The 16,101-nt window shown below is 48.0% G+C and carries 12 protein-coding genes; 11 read left to right on the top strand and 1 reads right to left on the bottom strand.

Annotated elements, in window-relative coordinates:
* The first annotated feature begins 18 nt into the window (after nucleotides 1–18).
* The 7 genes from J2X05_RS17630 (at nucleotide 19) to J2X05_RS17600 (ending at nucleotide 8,770) form a co-directional block, all read left to right on the top strand.
* Complete coding sequence (locus tag J2X05_RS17630; RefSeq protein ID WP_310074994.1) at nucleotides 19–1,683, top strand: methyl-accepting chemotaxis protein; 1,665 nt, start codon at nucleotides 19–21, stop codon at nucleotides 1,681–1,683.
* A gap of 63 nt (nucleotides 1,684–1,746) precedes the next feature.
* Nucleotides 1,747–3,372, top strand: coding sequence for a methyl-accepting chemotaxis protein (locus J2X05_RS17625; RefSeq protein ID WP_310074992.1), 1,626 nt, complete (start codon nucleotides 1,747–1,749; stop codon nucleotides 3,370–3,372).
* A gap of 100 nt (nucleotides 3,373–3,472) precedes the next feature.
* Nucleotides 3,473–4,996, top strand: coding sequence for a methyl-accepting chemotaxis protein (locus J2X05_RS17620; RefSeq protein ID WP_310074989.1), 1,524 nt, complete (start codon nucleotides 3,473–3,475; stop codon nucleotides 4,994–4,996).
* 41 nt (nucleotides 4,997–5,037) lie between these two features.
* Nucleotides 5,038–5,859: a CheR family methyltransferase gene (locus J2X05_RS17615; RefSeq protein ID WP_310074987.1), complete on the top strand. Its 822-nt coding sequence runs from the start codon at nucleotides 5,038–5,040 to the stop codon at nucleotides 5,857–5,859.
* Between the two features lie 4 nt (nucleotides 5,860–5,863).
* Nucleotides 5,864–6,385, top strand: coding sequence for a chemotaxis protein CheD (locus J2X05_RS17610; RefSeq protein WP_310074985.1), 522 nt, complete (start codon nucleotides 5,864–5,866; stop codon nucleotides 6,383–6,385).
* 115 nt (nucleotides 6,386–6,500) lie between these two features.
* Nucleotides 6,501–7,547: a protein-glutamate methylesterase/protein-glutamine glutaminase gene (locus J2X05_RS17605; protein WP_310074984.1), complete on the top strand. Its 1,047-nt coding sequence runs from the start codon at nucleotides 6,501–6,503 to the stop codon at nucleotides 7,545–7,547.
* Nucleotides 7,544–8,770 (top strand): EAL domain-containing response regulator, encoded by a 1,227-nt coding sequence (locus tag J2X05_RS17600; RefSeq protein WP_310074981.1) that lies wholly within the window; start codon nucleotides 7,544–7,546, stop codon nucleotides 8,768–8,770. Before J2X05_RS17605 ends, J2X05_RS17600 begins: the two co-directional genes overlap by 4 nt.
* 90 nt (nucleotides 8,771–8,860) lie before the next feature.
* Here the strand turns inward: J2X05_RS17600 and J2X05_RS17595 are convergent, their stop codons facing one another.
* Nucleotides 8,861–10,321, bottom strand: a complete 1,461-nt coding sequence (locus tag J2X05_RS17595; RefSeq protein ID WP_310074979.1) for an alkaline phosphatase PhoX — start codon at nucleotides 10,319–10,321, stop codon at nucleotides 8,861–8,863.
* Between the two features lie 184 nt (nucleotides 10,322–10,505).
* On the opposite strand from J2X05_RS17595, the gene gloA2 reads away from it, so the two are divergent.
* The 4 genes from gloA2 (at nucleotide 10,506) to J2X05_RS17575 (ending at nucleotide 15,999) form a co-directional block, all read left to right on the top strand.
* Nucleotides 10,506–10,895: an SMU1112c/YaeR family gloxylase I-like metalloprotein gene (gene gloA2, locus J2X05_RS17590; protein WP_310075405.1), complete on the top strand. Its 390-nt coding sequence runs from the start codon at nucleotides 10,506–10,508 to the stop codon at nucleotides 10,893–10,895.
* A 52-nt stretch (nucleotides 10,896–10,947) separates the two neighbouring features.
* On the top strand, nucleotides 10,948–11,880 hold the full coding sequence (locus J2X05_RS17585; RefSeq protein WP_310074977.1) for a polysaccharide deacetylase family protein: 933 nt from the start codon (nucleotides 10,948–10,950) through the stop codon (nucleotides 11,878–11,880).
* 64 nt (nucleotides 11,881–11,944) lie between these two features.
* Nucleotides 11,945–13,462: a BAR domain-like protein A BdpA gene (bdpA, locus tag J2X05_RS17580; RefSeq protein WP_310074975.1), complete on the top strand. Its 1,518-nt coding sequence runs from the start codon at nucleotides 11,945–11,947 to the stop codon at nucleotides 13,460–13,462.
* Between the two features lie 173 nt (nucleotides 13,463–13,635).
* Nucleotides 13,636–15,999, top strand: a complete 2,364-nt coding sequence (locus J2X05_RS17575; RefSeq protein WP_310074972.1) for a YfiR/HmsC family protein — start codon at nucleotides 13,636–13,638, stop codon at nucleotides 15,997–15,999.
* The last annotated feature ends 102 nt before the right edge of the window (nucleotides 16,000–16,101 follow it).

Raw genomic sequence — 16,101 nt, 5'->3', positions numbered from 1 at the left:
ATTTTTGAGGGATTAGTAATGTTCAGCAACCTCACCTTGAAGTTTAAAATATTATTGCTTAGCGCGTTGATTGTGCTTGGCTTATCTACATTGGGGATTACCGCCTATGTGCAAATCCGCTCCTATAATGCCGTCGTGGATGATACTGCCACCCATAGTCAACGGCGCTCGGATATATTGGCCGAAATTCAAGCGGCGGCAATTAATTTCAAGACCCAAGTGCAAGAATGGAAAAATATTCTGATCCGTGGCAACGACGCTGAACAATTTACCAAATATGTTGATGGTTTTATCAAGTCTGAAGAAATCGTACAGAAGCATCTCTCTGCTGCACTGGCGCTACAAAAGGAAGAGGGGGTTCCAACTGAGGCGGTAATCCTATTACAGAAGGAGCACGTGCAGCTGGGGAAAAATTATCGCGAAGCTCTAAAAAGTTATGATCAGGAAAATCCCGGCACAGGAAAAGTGGTTGATAAACTGGTGAGCGGTATGGATCGCGAAACCAGCAAACAAATGCAGGAACTGGCAGATGTTACTACTGCTGGCTTCGATCAGTTTTTACATGATTCGGATGTGAAGACTGAAAATATTTATAACGACACCGTGCGCCTGCTGTTGATCATTTGCCTCGGTGCATCGGCCATTATTATTGCAATAATGATATTTATATTCCGCGATATGTTTAAACTCCTTGGTGGCGAGCCTGCCTATACCGCGAGTGTGGTTTCGCAAGTGGCTGACGGGCATCTTAATATTGATATCCATCTTAAAAACGGCGACAAGAGTTCGCTGCTCGCGAGTGTGGCCAATATGAGCAAACAGCTTGCTGAAATTATTGGCGATGTACGCAGTTCGGCCGATGCACTTTCATCTGCTTCTGAAGAGGTCAATGCGACTGCACAGTCCCTTGCTAAAGGTGCATCAGTGCAGGCGGCAAGCGTTGAAGAAACCTCTGCATCTATGGAGCAAATGTCTGCCTCCATTTCGCAAAATAGTGAAAACGCCAAAATTACTGATGGCATGGCTCAAAAAGCGGCACGTGATGCTGCTACAGGCGGTGAGGCGGTAATGGGTACTGTAGAAGCTATGCAAAAAATTGCGGAGCGTATCAGTGTGATTGATGACATCGCTTACCAAACCAATTTGCTCGCATTAAACGCTGCAATTGAAGCCGGGCGCGCAGGAGAGCATGGGCGCGGATTTGCAGTAGTGGCATCAGAGGTTCGCAAGTTGGCTGAGCGCAGCCAGGTAGCTGCGCAAGAAATTGGCACACTCGCACTGGATACAGTTAAACGTGCTGAATTAGCGGGAACCATGCTCAACGATATGGTTCCTGCCATTCGCAAAACGGCTGATTTGGTACAGGAAATTGCGGCTGCCTCTTCTGAGCAAAACGCTGGTGTTGCCCAAATTAATGGCGCGATTGGTCAGGTAAGCCAAACACTACAACAAAATGCCGCCGCTTCTGAAGAATTAAGCTCCACATCTGAGGAAATGAGTGCACAAGCTATTCGCCTGCAGGAATCCATGACCTATTTTACGCTTGATAGCCATCGTGCTAAAAAAACTATTCAACCCGCCAACAAAAAGCCATCAGCAGGTAATAAGCCGAAATCTGTTAGCCATAAAACGAATCCTGTAAATGATGATGAATTAGATAAAAATTTTGTACGTTACAACTGACAACGAAACGGCTTGATTTAATTATTAGGCAAAGCGATCAATGGATGTTAATGGAGTTAGAAAATGACTGTCGCAAAAAAAATGCTGCTGTTGGTGGCTACTGCATTGCTGGGAATTATTATTCTGGCTGGTGCTGCGCAAGTGCAAATCAATACTGTCTTTGAGCAGACGAATTACAGTAACGAAAATGTTATTCCCAGTATGCACTTATTATCGGAAATACAAAACAATGTATACCGCACGCGTATCCGCCTTAATCGTCACATTCTCAATACCGATACCACTCAATCGGAAAAGCTTGAAGCAAGTATGAATGATGCAATTGCCAAGGTTAGCGAGGGATTTAAAGAATATGAAACCATGCTTGCTGATGAAAAAGACCGTAAGCTATTGGAAGAAAATATTAAGAGTTTTGATCGTTACCTATCACATGTTCCTGCAATCATAGCCGCTTCAGAAAAAAATCAATTGGAGGTGGCTCGGGATTTGTTAGAGGTTGCAACACCCGATGCATTGGCAGCGTCTGCAGCAATTGAAAATCATGCTGTTTACAATATGGAGATAGCAGAAAATTCCAAAAATCTGGCGTTAGCTACTAAATCACAGGCAACGACTTATTCCATCATTATCTCTGTGGTTACTTTATTGGCAATTGCTGCAATTGGTTTTTTCATTGCGCGGAATCTACTGCGCCAATTGGGTGGTGAGCCAGACTATGCCGCTGCTGTTGTAGCAAAAATCGCCGAGGGTGATTTAACTGTGCAAGTGAATACCAGACAAGGTGATAGCTCCAGCATGTTGGCGGCGATCCGCGAAATGTCTAATACCTTGTCGCAAGTGTTAGGTGAGGTGCGCAGTTCTGCCGATGCTTTGGCTTCTGCATCGGAAGAAGTCAACGCAACGGCGCAATCACTTGCAAAAGGCGCATCAGTGCAGGCCGCAAGTGTGGAGGAAACATCTGCATCAATGGAGGAAATGTCTGCCTCCATTATGCAAAACAATGAGAACGCCAGTATCACTGACGGAATGGCCCAAAAGGCGGCTATCGATGCGGCTACTGGTGGTTCAGCAGTGGCAAGTACTGTCGAGGCTATGCAAAAAATCGCCGACCGTATTGGGGTAATAGATGACATTGCCTACCAAACAAATTTGCTCGCACTTAATGCTGCTATTGAAGCAGGGCGTGCCGGGGAACACGGGCGCGGTTTTGCAGTGGTGGCTTCAGAGGTACGCAAGTTAGCTGAGCGAAGCCAGGTTGCTGCACAGGAAATTGGTTCGCTCGCGGGTGAAACGGTAAGCAAAGCTGATAACGCGGGCAAACTCCTGCAAGAGATGGTTCCCTCGATTCGCAAGACCGCCGATTTGGTGCAAGAAATTGCGGCCGGGTCTACTGAGCAAACAGCGGGTGTTAATCAAATTAACGCTGCTATTGGTCAAGTTAGCCAAACCATGCAACAGAATGCTGCTGCTGCCGAAGAATTAAGTTCTACGTCAGAAGAACTCAGTTCACAGGCATTGCGTCTACAAGAGGCCGTGAGCTATTTCACTCTGAGTAACCAGGATTCACGCCCTTCTTATTCTCGCGCACCAAAAGCCAATGTTCAGTCTCAGCCGCAACCGCGCAAAAAAGCGGATAAGAAAATGCTGAGTGATGACGATCTGGATAAAGACTTTGTACGCTATTCCTAAGAGACAATTGCTTATTCTTTGCTAACCACAGTTAATCCGGTCGGTAAATAAAACAGGATGCCAGCTTATGTTCAGCAAACTCAGTCTAAAAGCAAAGCTTATGATTCTGACCTGCCTGATTATGCTCGGCTTGGTTGGTTTGGGTGCGTCTGCACTTTTTCAGCTACAAAAATACAACACCACAGTTGATGAAAAGCTCACACAAATCCAGATGCAATCGGATTTGCTTTCTGCTGTTGATAGTTCCTCGCTGCAGTTGCGCATCCAGATTCAAGCGTGGAAAAACATCATGATCAGTGGCAATGAAAAGTCCCAGTATGAGCGCTATTTGAAAGCGTTTAATGCGTCCACTGAAAAAGTTAAAACCAATTTAAAATCCGGTATTGCGCTGCAGGAAAAATTAGGACAAAACTCTGAGGAGCTCACTTACTTTTTGGCAGAGTACGACCGTGTGCTCGACCGGTACAATCGCGCACTGCAGCGGTTTGATTTTAATGACCCTGCTACCGGTTTGAAGGTGGATGGACGTGCGGCGGGAATTGTGTCGGCTCTGGGCGCCAATATTCTCGTGGTATCAGAGCAAATGAGCGAGCAATTTAATCAATTGGTCATCAGCACCGATGAAGAAATTGCACGCCTTTATTCCGCATCATTACGCACCTTCGGCATTATTTTATTGGTGGCCATTGCATTTATTCTCGGCGTGTTAATTTATATCTTTCGCGATCTATTCCGCACTTTGGGTGGCGAGCCTGCTTACACCGCGAGTGTGGTTAGTCAGGTAGCTGATGGCAATTTGGATGTGGCGATTGAGTTGCGCGCAGGCGATGATCGCTCACTGCTAGCCAGTGTCGATAATATGTGTAAACAACTGGGGCACATTATTGCGGAAGTACGTTCTTCCGCAGATTCACTTTCTTCAGCGTCGGAAGAGGTGAATGCAACTGCGCAATCGCTTGCAAAAGGTGCCTCTATGCAGGCAGCCAGTGTGGAAGAAACATCAGCCTCGATGGAACAAATGGCAGCCTCAATTGCACAAAATAATGAAAATGCCCGTGTCACCGATGGGATGGCACAGAAGGCGGCGAACGATGCTGCTTCTGGTGGTGCTGCGGTGGTAGGAACTGTGGATGCAATGCAAAAAATTGCCGAGCGAATCGGTGTGATTGATGACATCGCCTACCAAACGAATTTGCTTGCGCTCAATGCGGCAATTGAAGCAGGACGCGCCGGTGAGCATGGGCGCGGGTTTGCGGTAGTTGCATCGGAAGTACGCAAATTGGCTGAGCGCAGTCAGCGAGCCGCACAAGAAATAGGTACGCTCGCCACCGATTCAGTAAAACAAGCGGATAGTGCGGGAAAATTATTGCAAGAGGTGGTACCCGCCATTCGCAAGACTGCCGATTTAATTCAGGAAATAGCCGCGGCTTCAGGCGAGCAGACTACCGGTGTTAATCAGATCAATTTGGCAATTGGCCAAGTCAGTCAAACCCTTCAGCAAAATGCGGCGGCATCTGAAGAGTTGAGTTCAACGTCGGAAGAGATGAGTGCGCAGGCGCTGCGTTTGCAGGAGTCGATGACTTATTTCAAATTGGTTGGCGATAAACAGCGCAGGACGAATTAAATGAACTGTGCTGATAAAAGTAAATAATGATGAGTCACGCTATGGAAATGGACAGCGCAACACCTATCCCCTCAGATAAAGAGTTCCAGTTATTTCAGCAGTTAATTCAGGATAAGTTGGGGATTTTTTTACCTGCACAAAAAAAAGCGTTGTTAAGTAATCGTTTGTGGAAGCGTTTGCAGGCGTGTCAGGTTAAAGGCTTTGGCGATTATTATCGCTTGATCCAGAGCCCTCAAGGCAAAGGCGAGTTGAATATTGCGCTGGAACTGATTACTACTAACGAAACCTATTTTTTTCGCGAGCAAAAACATTTTGATTATTTGCAGGAAGAGATTCTGCCCAAATTGCGGCCGGGTACTAATTTCCGAGTGTGGAGTGCAGCCTCTTCCACCGGTGAGGAACCTTACAGTATCGCTATGGTGTTGCGCGACCGCTGCCCCAGTGAATGGGAACTATTGTGTTCGGATGTAAACCGCACTGTTGTTGAACAAGCAAAAATTGGTATTTATCCAGATGTGCGTGTAAAAAATATTCCACCTGAATATTTACGCCGGTTTTGCCGGAAAGGTGTTGGCCCCCAGCAAGGTAATGTGCGCGTAACTGCCGAGTTGCGCGATGCAGTGCAATTTTTTACATTAAATTTGCATGAGGATTTTCCCGATATTGGAAAATTCGATCTGGTGTTTTTGCGCAATGTATTGATTTATTTTGAGAATGACAACAAGTCAAAAATTTTGGAGCGGATTGCCGATAAATTAAATCCAGGTGGGATATTGTTTGTTGGCCATTCCGAAAGTTTGCATGGTATCAGTACCCGTTTTACGCCGGTAAAACCTGCCATTTACCGTTTGGCTGGGCGGTGAACCTATGGCCGTCGCGACGGTTATCAAACCATTGCACAGCATACATCCTGGCGAGTGGTACTTCGGTGTTGAATACGAGCGGTTGCATACCGTGTTGGGTTCCTGTGTTGCGTTAACCGCGTGGCATCCGGCACTCAAAATTGGCGGTATGTGCCATTACTTATTGGCCATTGAGCCAAATAAAAAAAATACCCCTGCGGCGGGTGGCGGGCCTAGCCAACAGCGAATGATTGCAGGTGATTGTCGCTATGCCAATAACGCTCTGGAACAAATGAAACGCTCGATGCAGGCTTATGCTGATATGAATGAATTCCAACTCGGCATATTTGGCGGTGGCGATATGTTTGCCTACAGTACGCCAACCTCGATTGGTTTCGACAATATTGCTTATGCGCGCCAATGGCTAATACGCGAAAAGCTCAAGCCTCTCCACGTCGATGTGGGGGGCTCTATTTCCCGCTCGTTAATGTTGGTTATACACACCGGTGAAATTCAGTTAAAACATTATCAGATGAATCAGCCTTGAATGATTGAAATAACGGTTTGATCGACAATACTTTATAAATTGCAGCATCGCCGGGGCAAGTGTTCTGGTAACTGAGTCGATTGATACTTAAAACGCGCTGAAAAGTTGAGAGATTATGACAATTGATGTGTTGGTAGTGGATGATTCAGCGGTTGTGCGCCAAGTGCTTAGTGGCGTGCTCAATGAAGCGCCGGACATTAATGTCTATGCTACTGCGTCGGACCCCATTTTTGCCCAACAGCAAATGCAAAAAAAATGGCCCGATGTGATTTTGCTGGATATTGAAATGCCGCGCATGGACGGTTTGACTTTCTTGCGCCAGCTGATGCATGAAAAACCTACGCCAGTAATTATTTGTTCGTCGTTGGCGGAGAAGGGTGCCGAGCTGACATTACAGGCGCTCTCGGCGGGTGCTATTGATGTGATTACCAAACCGCAATTAGGCGTTAAGGATTTTTTATTGGAGGCAAAACATTTGCTCTGGCAAACCGTGCGCGGTGCAGCCGGCGCTCATGTGTCGCGTCGGGTGGCGACGGTTGATACCAAAAAAGCGGCGCCGTTAATACCTGCCTCGGATCTGGTCTCTATGACCGCCACTACCGATACGATTATCGTGATTGGTACTTCAACAGGTGGCACACAAGCGCTGGAGGAAATCCTCAGCAAAATTCCGCGCACTTGCCCAGGTATCGCTGTGGTGCAACACATGCCAGAAAAGTTTACCGCAGCCTTTGCCAAGCGTTTGGATGGTTTGTGTGAAGTGGATGTAAAAGAGGCGGAGAGTGGTGATCGCCTGATCCCCGGGCGAGTGCTCATCGCACCGGGCGGGCATCACCTCGAAGTACAGCGCTCGGGTGCCCAGTATATTGCCAAGGTATTTCGAGGCCCAAGCGTGAACCGCCACTGTCCGTCAGTCGATGTTCTGTTTCGCTCTGCTGCTCGCGCCGCCGGGCGCAATGCCATGGGCATCATCATGACGGGCATGGGGGATGATGGCGCGAGAGGCTTATTGGAAATGCGGCAAGTTGGTTGTAGAACCATCGCGCAGGATGAGCAATCCTGTGTTGTCTTTGGCATGCCGAAAGAGGCGATTAGTCTCGGTGCCGCGAAAGAAGTTATGCCTTTATCCCAGATTCCCGCAGTATTAGGGGGCAAGGCATGAAGTCCGTTATCTCCGAATTGAGTGTATTGGTCACTGACGACAGTTTGACCCAGCGCCAGTACGCCAAAGAGTTGTGCCAGGACTTGGGTGTCAGCGATCTCCATGACGCTGCCAATGGCGTTGATGCCTTGCAGGTGCTTGAATCGTGCAGTGTGGACGTGGTGTTGATCGACCTTGAAATGCCGATTATGGATGGTGTTGAATTAATCCGTTCGATGGCGCAGAAAAAGTATGTGAGCAGCGTCATTATCCTCAGCGCTAAAGATCCCATTTTAATTGCCAGCGTCGGCACCATGGCCGAAGCAGACGGCTTGCATGTGCTTGGTACTTTTCAAAAGCCGCTCCTGCCTGATGCGCTTGAATGCAGTTTGCTGCGCTTTATCCAGGATGCAAAAAACCAGGCCGCCGAGCCCAAAGCCGCGCCCGAGAATGAAGTCACCGCGGTTGAGCTGGGGCAGGCAATTACCAATGGTGAATTGACATTGGCATTCCAACCCAAACTCACTGTGCATGGGTTGATGCTAAAAGGAGTCGAGGCTTTGGCGCGCTGGAAACATCCGCACAAAGGCACTATTTCCCCCGGTGTTTTTATCCCCTTGGCTGAGCGCCATGGCATGATTGATTCGCTTACCCGGCATCTGCTGCAGGTAGCTTTCCAGCACAAAAAAAATTGGCAAAATTACGGTTTGCGTTTCAATCTCGCGTTTAATTTGTCGCCGCTCTCACTGGCAGATTCGGATATGGTGGAGTGGTTGTGCAAGCTCACCGAAGATTACGGCATAGCGCCCGCTGACGTGACTTTTGAGATTACGGAAAATGCGCTGCTCGGAGAATTGGCAAGCGCTATCCGCACACTCGCACGCTTGCGCTTAAAAGGTTTCCATATTGCGATTGATGATTACGGCACTGGTTTTGCGAATGCGCAGCAGCTCTCGCGTGTGCCTGCAACGGAATTAAAAATTGATCGCTCATTGGTACATCGCTCTGCTGCGCGGCCGCAACAGCGGACGATTTTAGCCAGCACGGTCGATCTCGCAAAAAATCTGAATCTCACCACCGTTGCAGAAGGTGTGGAGACGGAAGAGGATTTTAAAATAATTTATGATTTAGGCGTAGATCTGGTGCAGGGTTACTATTTTTCCAAACCGTTATTTCCCGATGATTTACTGGCGTTTATCAAGACTGGATTAAGCCAATTGCGCCGGCAGCATGAGCGCAAATAAACAATACAATATTGTTTGTTGATCAATCACATTAAAAAAATCCCGGCGCGCCCGGGATTTTTTTAATGCGTAAAGTTTATGGAAAAGTGATCAGGCTGGGCGCAGTGTTTGCCATGGGCCGGTAATGGCCAGTGTTAATCCCGGTTGTTGGATATTCACAAACAAGGTAGTACCGTCGGGTGAGAAACAGGCGCCGCAGAATTCACCTTTTTTCTTATGCGCATTCATCGCCAGGGTATAAATTTTCCCTTGCGGAGTCAGGCCGCGCAAGTAATTGGTGTTGTCGCGCTCACCGGAATAACTATCCTCGCACACAATTAAATCACCCCAGGGGGCGATAGTGAGGTTGTCACAACCTTCCAGATAGGCGCGATCCTGGCTTTCATAGGTCAGTTCAAGTTTGCCCGGCGCTTCATGTTCGCGCGCGGTACCCTCGTAGGGGCTGGGTTGATAGCGCCATATTTGCCCAAGGCCTTTGTCGCCGCCGGTGGTAGCGGTAAAAAATAATTCCCGCGTCTGTGGCTGGGTGTTGTCGCGCAAGGCAAAGGCGAGGCCTTCGCAGCGGGCAAAAATAGCGGCGCCCTTTGCTTGGCCACGTGCAGCCAAATCAGCCTCTGGGGCGCTGACATTATCCAGGTCTATCCAGTCGCACAGGAATTCCTGTTGCATAACAACTTTGCGTGCGTGGGAATCTTTTTCATCATCGCGCCAGTTGCGGGTATTGGCAGAGTGCCAATCGCGGATCACCAGCGCCTGCAGTTTGCCACCTTTGTGTAATTCGCCCGGGGTAGCAGGGATAAATCGATAAAAGAGCGCGTCCTTGGCATCTTCCGTTTGGTACACAATGCCGGTGGTGATATCGACTGCGCAGGCTTCATGGGCGAAACGCCCCATCGCAGTCAAGGGGACTGCCGCGACTAATTCAGTCGCACTGGCGGGAACCTCAAACACAAATCCGTGATCTTTGCCAAAACCCTGTTTAGTGCCATAAGTAGTCTCTTCGCAGGTGAGCCACGACCCCCAGGGGGTTGCTCCGCCTGAGCAATTGCGCGATGTACCGGCGAGGCTCAAATGGCTGCGCTCGATTTTGCCGGAGCTGTGGTTGTACAAGAGCGTGGTGGTGCCGCCATTAGCCGGTAAGCCGTTGCGATAAAAATCAAAGGCTTTATGGCCCACGCTGTTTCTCGCCCGTTTCTTATCGCCACTGAAAGCATCCACATCACCCCAGGAGGAGCTCAATTCATGGTTGCGCACCAATACGGTCTGTGTGGGATTCATTGCAACGGGGAAGGCCGCCATACCATCGGGAGCGCCGGGCATGATCAATCCATCGCTCATGGGGTCGCCAGTGCGGGCGATGATTTGATAGTGGAAACCGGCAGGCAAATCGATTATCTGGTGCGGGTCTTTAATGAGCGGACCATATTTATCAATGCCGTATTTGGGGTCGCGCGCATAGGCTTCAGCCCGGGCGGGCAAATGGCGAAAGACGGCCAGGGCGATTGCAGCGGCACCTGCATTGTGTAAAAAATGACGGCGGGAGAGACTCATAATATATCCGTGAGTGTTTTTTTATTCAGATAAGATACAGCCAAATGACGGCAGCATAACGACTGGCTGGTTTACAAAGGTAAAAGCCGTCGTCTTTTGTAAAGTGAAGGTTATACTAAAATGCGCCCATTGCGAGTATTGGGCGATGAGCAGCGAGTGCTAAGAAATGAAGAATGCGTTATCCATGTTGCAGGCAGTCCATCATGTAGCCTTGATCTGTTCGGATTATGAAAAATCCAAACATTTCTATGTCACTATTTTAGGTCTGCAGGTTATTGCCGAGCATTATCGTGCGGCACGGTCCTCGTGGAAGTTGGATTTGGCATTACCGGATGGCACCCAACTGGAATTGTTTTCATTCCCCAATCCGCCCGCGCGCCCGTCGCAACCCGAAGCATGCGGTTTGCGCCACCTGGCATTTGTGGTGCGCGATCTTGACCGGACTGTTGCTTGGCTGGAATCCAATAATATTTCGGTAGAGCCCATTCGCATCGATGAATACACCTTAAAACGTTTTACGTTTTTTCAAGATCCCGATGGTTTGCCGTTGGAGTTGTATGAGTTGCCGGAATAACGTTTTTTGTCTAACAATGTTATCCAACGACCTATTTACATGAGATAAGACTGTGTTGAAAAAATGGTTGCTCGGTAGTTTATTGTTGCTCAGTGGGCTGATTAGTACTGGCATGGCTCACGCGCGCGAATTGGTCATTGCGTTTGACCATACCTTACAAGCATCCACTTCATTGGATGCAATGGCGCGCTCGCAAATGTTGGTGCGCAATCTGGCCACGGCGGGTGTTCCACAAGCGATGTTTTTAATTAAAACCAAAGGTGCTGATCAAAAAGACAAAGCGCGTTTGGCGCTCTATAGCGATAAAGGACATTTGCTGGTGAATGCCGGCCATGGTCACAGTCTGGTGACTAAGAGTGATCTCTATGTGTATGAAATTGGCATTATGAAAGCCAATCGCATATTGCAGGCTTATAGCGGCTATAAAAAACATGTGCACTTTTCTTATCTGCATGAATTTGGCGACGCCAACATCCAGCGTGAACTTGCGGATTTTTTGCAAGAGCGCGGCTATCGCCCTGCATTTACCGGTGTGAATGCCATGCGCGGTGTGGATCAATATCTGGATCAGTTGTACCAGAAAAAAATCCGCAGCAATCGCGCAGTGAATATGGCATCACTGGAGGGAGCCTATATTGATCTGATCACGCAGTCGCTCGTGCAAGAGGACGCCAAAGCATTTAATGTATTGGGTTATTCTCCGCGGCAAGTGCTAGTGCTGCAGGAAAATGATTTGGCGGCGTATTTTATCGTTGCGTTGGTTGATCGTTTAGTCGCCCAAGGCTGGACTATTATCGCGGCCGAGCGCGCGATGAACGATCCTATCGCTAATCCTATTGCGGCCAATCGCTGGGGCGCAAATGGCTATTTGAATTCCATAACCCGCTTGCCTGATGAGCGCGTGGCTTATGCGCGCGTGCTCGGTGAGCGTAAAACTGCAGTGGATAATTTTTTGCAAAATCGGATCCCGGGTTTTATTGAATAACATCCAGCGTTCATTGCTGTTTTATCGGTTACCTATGTATTTTTTTAAGGATTGCGAGACCACCATGTTAAAAACAATCGCGAGTGTTTTGGTTTTATCCACCGCCAGCCTGATGGCATCGCTGGCGTTTGCCCAGCAGAAATCGGTTATTTTCAAAAACGGTTTTGAAAGCGATTCCGACCATAAAAAATGGGCGCTGATATACGGTGCAAAATTTACCGGTGAGCAGGCGCGTACGGGCACTGGCGCACTGCAAATAGAGCAGGGCGAGGCATCAGTGCGTTCGCGGGTGAATTTAAGTGAGCAGGGTACGCTGGAGTTTTGGATCAAAACTTCATCGCCCGCTACCCAATACAAAATCAATGTGCTGGTAGCTGCCAACCAAAATGTAGACAGTGGTTGGGTGCAGGTTGGTCAAATTTTGGGTAATAACGATTCGGCGGAATACCATGCAAAGCGTATTTCTATTGACGACCCTGGCAAAAAATACTTGCGTCTGGATTTTGAAATTACCAATGGCCAGGTATGGATTGATGACCTGAGCGTAGAAAAAATTCTGCTGGATACGGCGCTGCAAAAAAATCAGGAAAAAGTGATTGCAGAAGTGCTGGGCAAATTACGCGATGACAAAAATTATCAGGTGCAGGCGGATGCGCTGCGTACGCTGGGTAAAAATTACGCTGCACAGATCGATGTGCAGCGCCAATATCTGGAATACGCCAATGGTATTTATTCCAGTGTGACACTGGTACTCGCCACCTCAGAGCGGGGCAAGATGGCTAACCCACTCGGTTACCAAACCTTTAAAGGCATAGTGAGCGATGTGAAGATGGTGGCATCACCCATACAAAAGGCGCGTATGGATTCGCTTTTAAAACCCTTGGGTGATATAGCAACCGCTACCCTGAATGTAATGACCCAGGGAGCCTATGCAGCGTTCGCAGAACCCTTTAAAACCATAGTGGCGACTACCTTCGATAAAGTGGCCTATGAAAATGCCGGTGTGGATCGCAAAACACGTAAGTTTGCTGAAGAAAACGGTTTAAAAACCTTTTCCAAAGCCGAAGGTTTTCTGGGAGAAGTGGAAAAAGAATTAAACACGGTGGTTGCTCTGGACAAAGATTTAATGGATATCCAGCGTGAGGTTGATAAATTTCGCAAAGATTTGGACAAACATTTAAAGGAATCACTGATTGCCGGTGGTATGGGGCGTGGTCAGGAAAATTACAACCGTGTCATGAGTAAAGACGAAGCTATTCGCAGTGCGGCGCTGGAGGAAATCAACAGCTACTTTACGTTGCAAGCAGAGAGCTATCAAAATCATTCCAGCTCCAATACCGAGTTCGTGCAATTCATGATGAAAGCCACTGGTACTATGGAGGAAACCCAAGTGTTTAAAGAGCGCTTCAATCAAATCGCTTCGTCGGTCATTACATTTTATGACAAGTTTGATCGCTCGGTCGCGAAAGACCAAAACCCCTTCTCTGACGAAAAAGACCGCGGGCTCTGGGAATCCCACGCGGTAAAAGTCCGCACTTATATCCAGGAGTCCAAGGCCGCATTTGCTAAAGCCTATATGTAGCTTATATCCGGCACTTTTGATTAGCGTTCAGTTATTAAAAGAGGCACCTACGGGTGCCTCTTTGTATTCTGTGCAAGAGTAATTTTACTCCCGTGCTGCAACCTGCAAGACCTATCAATAGCGGAATGAACAAGCTATGCTTCAGTGATTAAAAATAGATAAGACCAACGACAATGTTAACAACCCCCTTCCTGTCAGTAGCCATCGCTACACTCGGCCCTCGGCTGCCACAGCAAGCAAGGCAGCAGGTTTTTTCGTTGCTGTTTATCCCTCTGATCCTGATAGTGTTTATTTGCTGCACCACACCTGCGTGGGCGCAGGGACTCAATAAGGAAAAAATTACCGCCTCTTATTTGTACAACTTTGCCAAAAACATTGAGTGGCCCAATCAGGCGACCATGACCTCTTTTGATATCGCCGTCTATGGAGCAAGCTCCCCGGCATTAATGAATGAGTTGGCGGTTTTACGCGACAGGGTAAAGCTGCGCGATCTGCCGATTACCGTTAACCAGGTGAATCGAGTGGACTCACTGGCGAATTACCATCTGGTGTATGTTGAACAGGTGAATGCGAAAATAATCGCGGATATTTACGACGAGCTTGAAGGCAAGCCGGTCTTGCTGGTTACTGATTCCTATAACAACAAGCAGCTGGTGATGATAAACCTGATCACTACAGAAAATGATCGCCTTAAGTTTGAAGTCAATAAATCCAACATCATCAACCACGGCTTAACCCCGCTGCCGGAGTTAATTTTAAACGGCGGGACTGAAATTGATGTTGCCAAACTTTACCGCGAGGGACAGGCCTCACTGGTTGCGCTGCAAAAACAATTGCGTGGCCGGGAAAAAATACTCAGTGAATTAACGGAAGCGATTAAAACGCAAGAGGAGATGACGGCGCGCCTGCAGGGACAAATGGCTGAGTTAAACCAAAATATCCACAAAAGCGATGCGTTAATTGCCGAGCAAAAAATACTCCTGCAAAACCAACAGGCACAAATCGAAACCAGTAAGCAAGAACGTGAAGCACTATTGCGAGAAGTAGAGCTGCGCACCAAAGAGTTGGACGAGCAACAGACGCATCTGCGCACTATTTTGCAGGAGATTGATATGCGCGAAAAGCGTCTGACCTATTTGAATACGACGATTAAATCGCAAGAAAATACCATCCTTAAACAAAAAAATGCCATTGTCGATCTTGATGAATTAGTTGACTCACAACAAGTGGCATTGCGTTATTTGTGGGGCTCCGTGATTTTGGGAGCCTTATTAATTATCACCGTATTGTTTGCCTACACGATCAAACGCCGCGATAACCAACGTTTGGCGGCGCATAGCCAGGACTTGCAAATTGCGCGCGACCGGCTCGCGATTGCCAAGCGCAAAGCGGAAGATGCAAGCAAGGCAAAAAGTGAATTCCTGTCACTTATGAGCCACGAATTACGCACGCCGCTGCAGGCAATTATTGGTTATACCGAAGTGGTGATTGAAGAACTTAAACTGGCGGATGACGAGCATCACCTGAAAGATTTAAACCGGGTGATACTCAATAGTGAACGTTTGTTAAAACTGATCAATGGTGTGCTGGATCTGGCCAAAATTGAATCAGGCCGCATGGATCTTGATTTAACCGAAGTGAAATTGTCGAGTTTGGTCGAGGAGGCCTTGGGTACCGTTGCGCCGCTGATGGAAAAAAATGCCATACAGTTGCAGGTTGATGTTGATGATGGTGAGTCCCTGCCGGTTGCCGATCCGGAAAAATTGCTGCACATATTGATTAACCTGTTGGGCAATGCGATTAAATTTGCTCCCAACGGCCAAGTGCGGATCAAGGCTTACCATCAACCGCAACAAATTTATATCAGTGTTGCCGACACGGGAATCGGCATTTCGAAAGAGCAGCAAGCCACCATTTTTGATCCCTTCAAACAGGCTGATTCTGGCACAACACGCAAATTCCAGGGCAGCGGTCTGGGGTTATCCATCACTCGCCAGTTGTGCGAGCTAATGGGAGGCGGAATTCGTGTTGAAAGTGACTTGGGAGCGGGCTCCAAGTTTATTGTTGAGCTGCCACTGCCGATCACTCCTACAGCGGTGCAGGCACCCAAGTCAGATGATGAGCCGCAAATATCGGTACCGGCAGCGTTGACGCCCGCTGGCGAGCAGGTGGTGATGATCGACGATGATCCGGCATTTCTGGACATCATGGCGCGCACTATTCGCGCGGAAGGCTACAACGTGCACACCGCCAGTGATGCGGAAAGTGGTTGGCGCTTAATTCAGGCGATTAAACCCGACGTGATTACGCTGGATTTATTTTTGCCTGACCAGCACGGTTGGATTTTGTTTGAGCGAATCAAAGCCGATCCCGATGTGTGCGACATTCCTGTAATTGTGATTTCCATGATTGAAGAGCGTAAGCGTTTCAATCGCCAACCGGCGGAAGAATATTTAACCAAACCGGTGAGACGCGAAACCCTTAAACAAGCCATCCAGCGCCTCGCACCGCATAAAAATACTGAACCTCTATTCTAAAGTTGCATCAATCTGCTTTGCTTTCATGCAAAGGTAAACTATCTTTAAGCACTCTTAGTGCAAAAAGTGCTTAGACCCAGTTTCTTAGATGATCAGCTATCT

The sequence above is a fragment of the Cellvibrio fibrivorans genome, assembly GCF_031457055.1.
Classification (GTDB): domain Bacteria; phylum Pseudomonadota; class Gammaproteobacteria; order Pseudomonadales; family Cellvibrionaceae; genus Cellvibrio; species Cellvibrio fibrivorans.
Note: the sequence above shows the minus strand (reverse complement) of the source record. Positions and strands in the feature narration are given on the sequence as shown.

Coding starts and splice junctions, on each gene's coding strand:
- J2X05_RS17630 (WP_310074994.1), top strand. CDS start 19: ATGTTCAGCAACCTCACCTTGAAGTTTAAAATATTATTGCTTAGCGCG.
- J2X05_RS17625 (WP_310074992.1), top strand. CDS start 1,747: ATGACTGTCGCAAAAAAAATGCTGCTGTTGGTGGCTACTGCATTGCTG.
- J2X05_RS17620 (WP_310074989.1), top strand. CDS start 3,473: ATGATTCTGACCTGCCTGATTATGCTCGGCTTGGTTGGTTTGGGTGCG.
- J2X05_RS17615 (WP_310074987.1), top strand. CDS start 5,038: ATGGAAATGGACAGCGCAACACCTATCCCCTCAGATAAAGAGTTCCAG.
- J2X05_RS17610 (WP_310074985.1), top strand. CDS start 5,864: ATGGCCGTCGCGACGGTTATCAAACCATTGCACAGCATACATCCTGGC.
- J2X05_RS17605 (WP_310074984.1), top strand. CDS start 6,501: ATGACAATTGATGTGTTGGTAGTGGATGATTCAGCGGTTGTGCGCCAA.
- J2X05_RS17600 (WP_310074981.1), top strand. CDS start 7,544: ATGAAGTCCGTTATCTCCGAATTGAGTGTATTGGTCACTGACGACAGT.
- J2X05_RS17595 (WP_310074979.1), bottom strand. CDS start 10,321: ATGAGTCTCTCCCGCCGTCATTTTTTACACAATGCAGGTGCCGCTGCA.
- gloA2 (WP_310075405.1), top strand. CDS start 10,506: ATGTTGCAGGCAGTCCATCATGTAGCCTTGATCTGTTCGGATTATGAA.
- bdpA (WP_310074975.1), top strand. CDS start 11,945: ATGTTAAAAACAATCGCGAGTGTTTTGGTTTTATCCACCGCCAGCCTG.
- J2X05_RS17575 (WP_310074972.1), top strand. CDS start 13,636: ATGTTAACAACCCCCTTCCTGTCAGTAGCCATCGCTACACTCGGCCCT.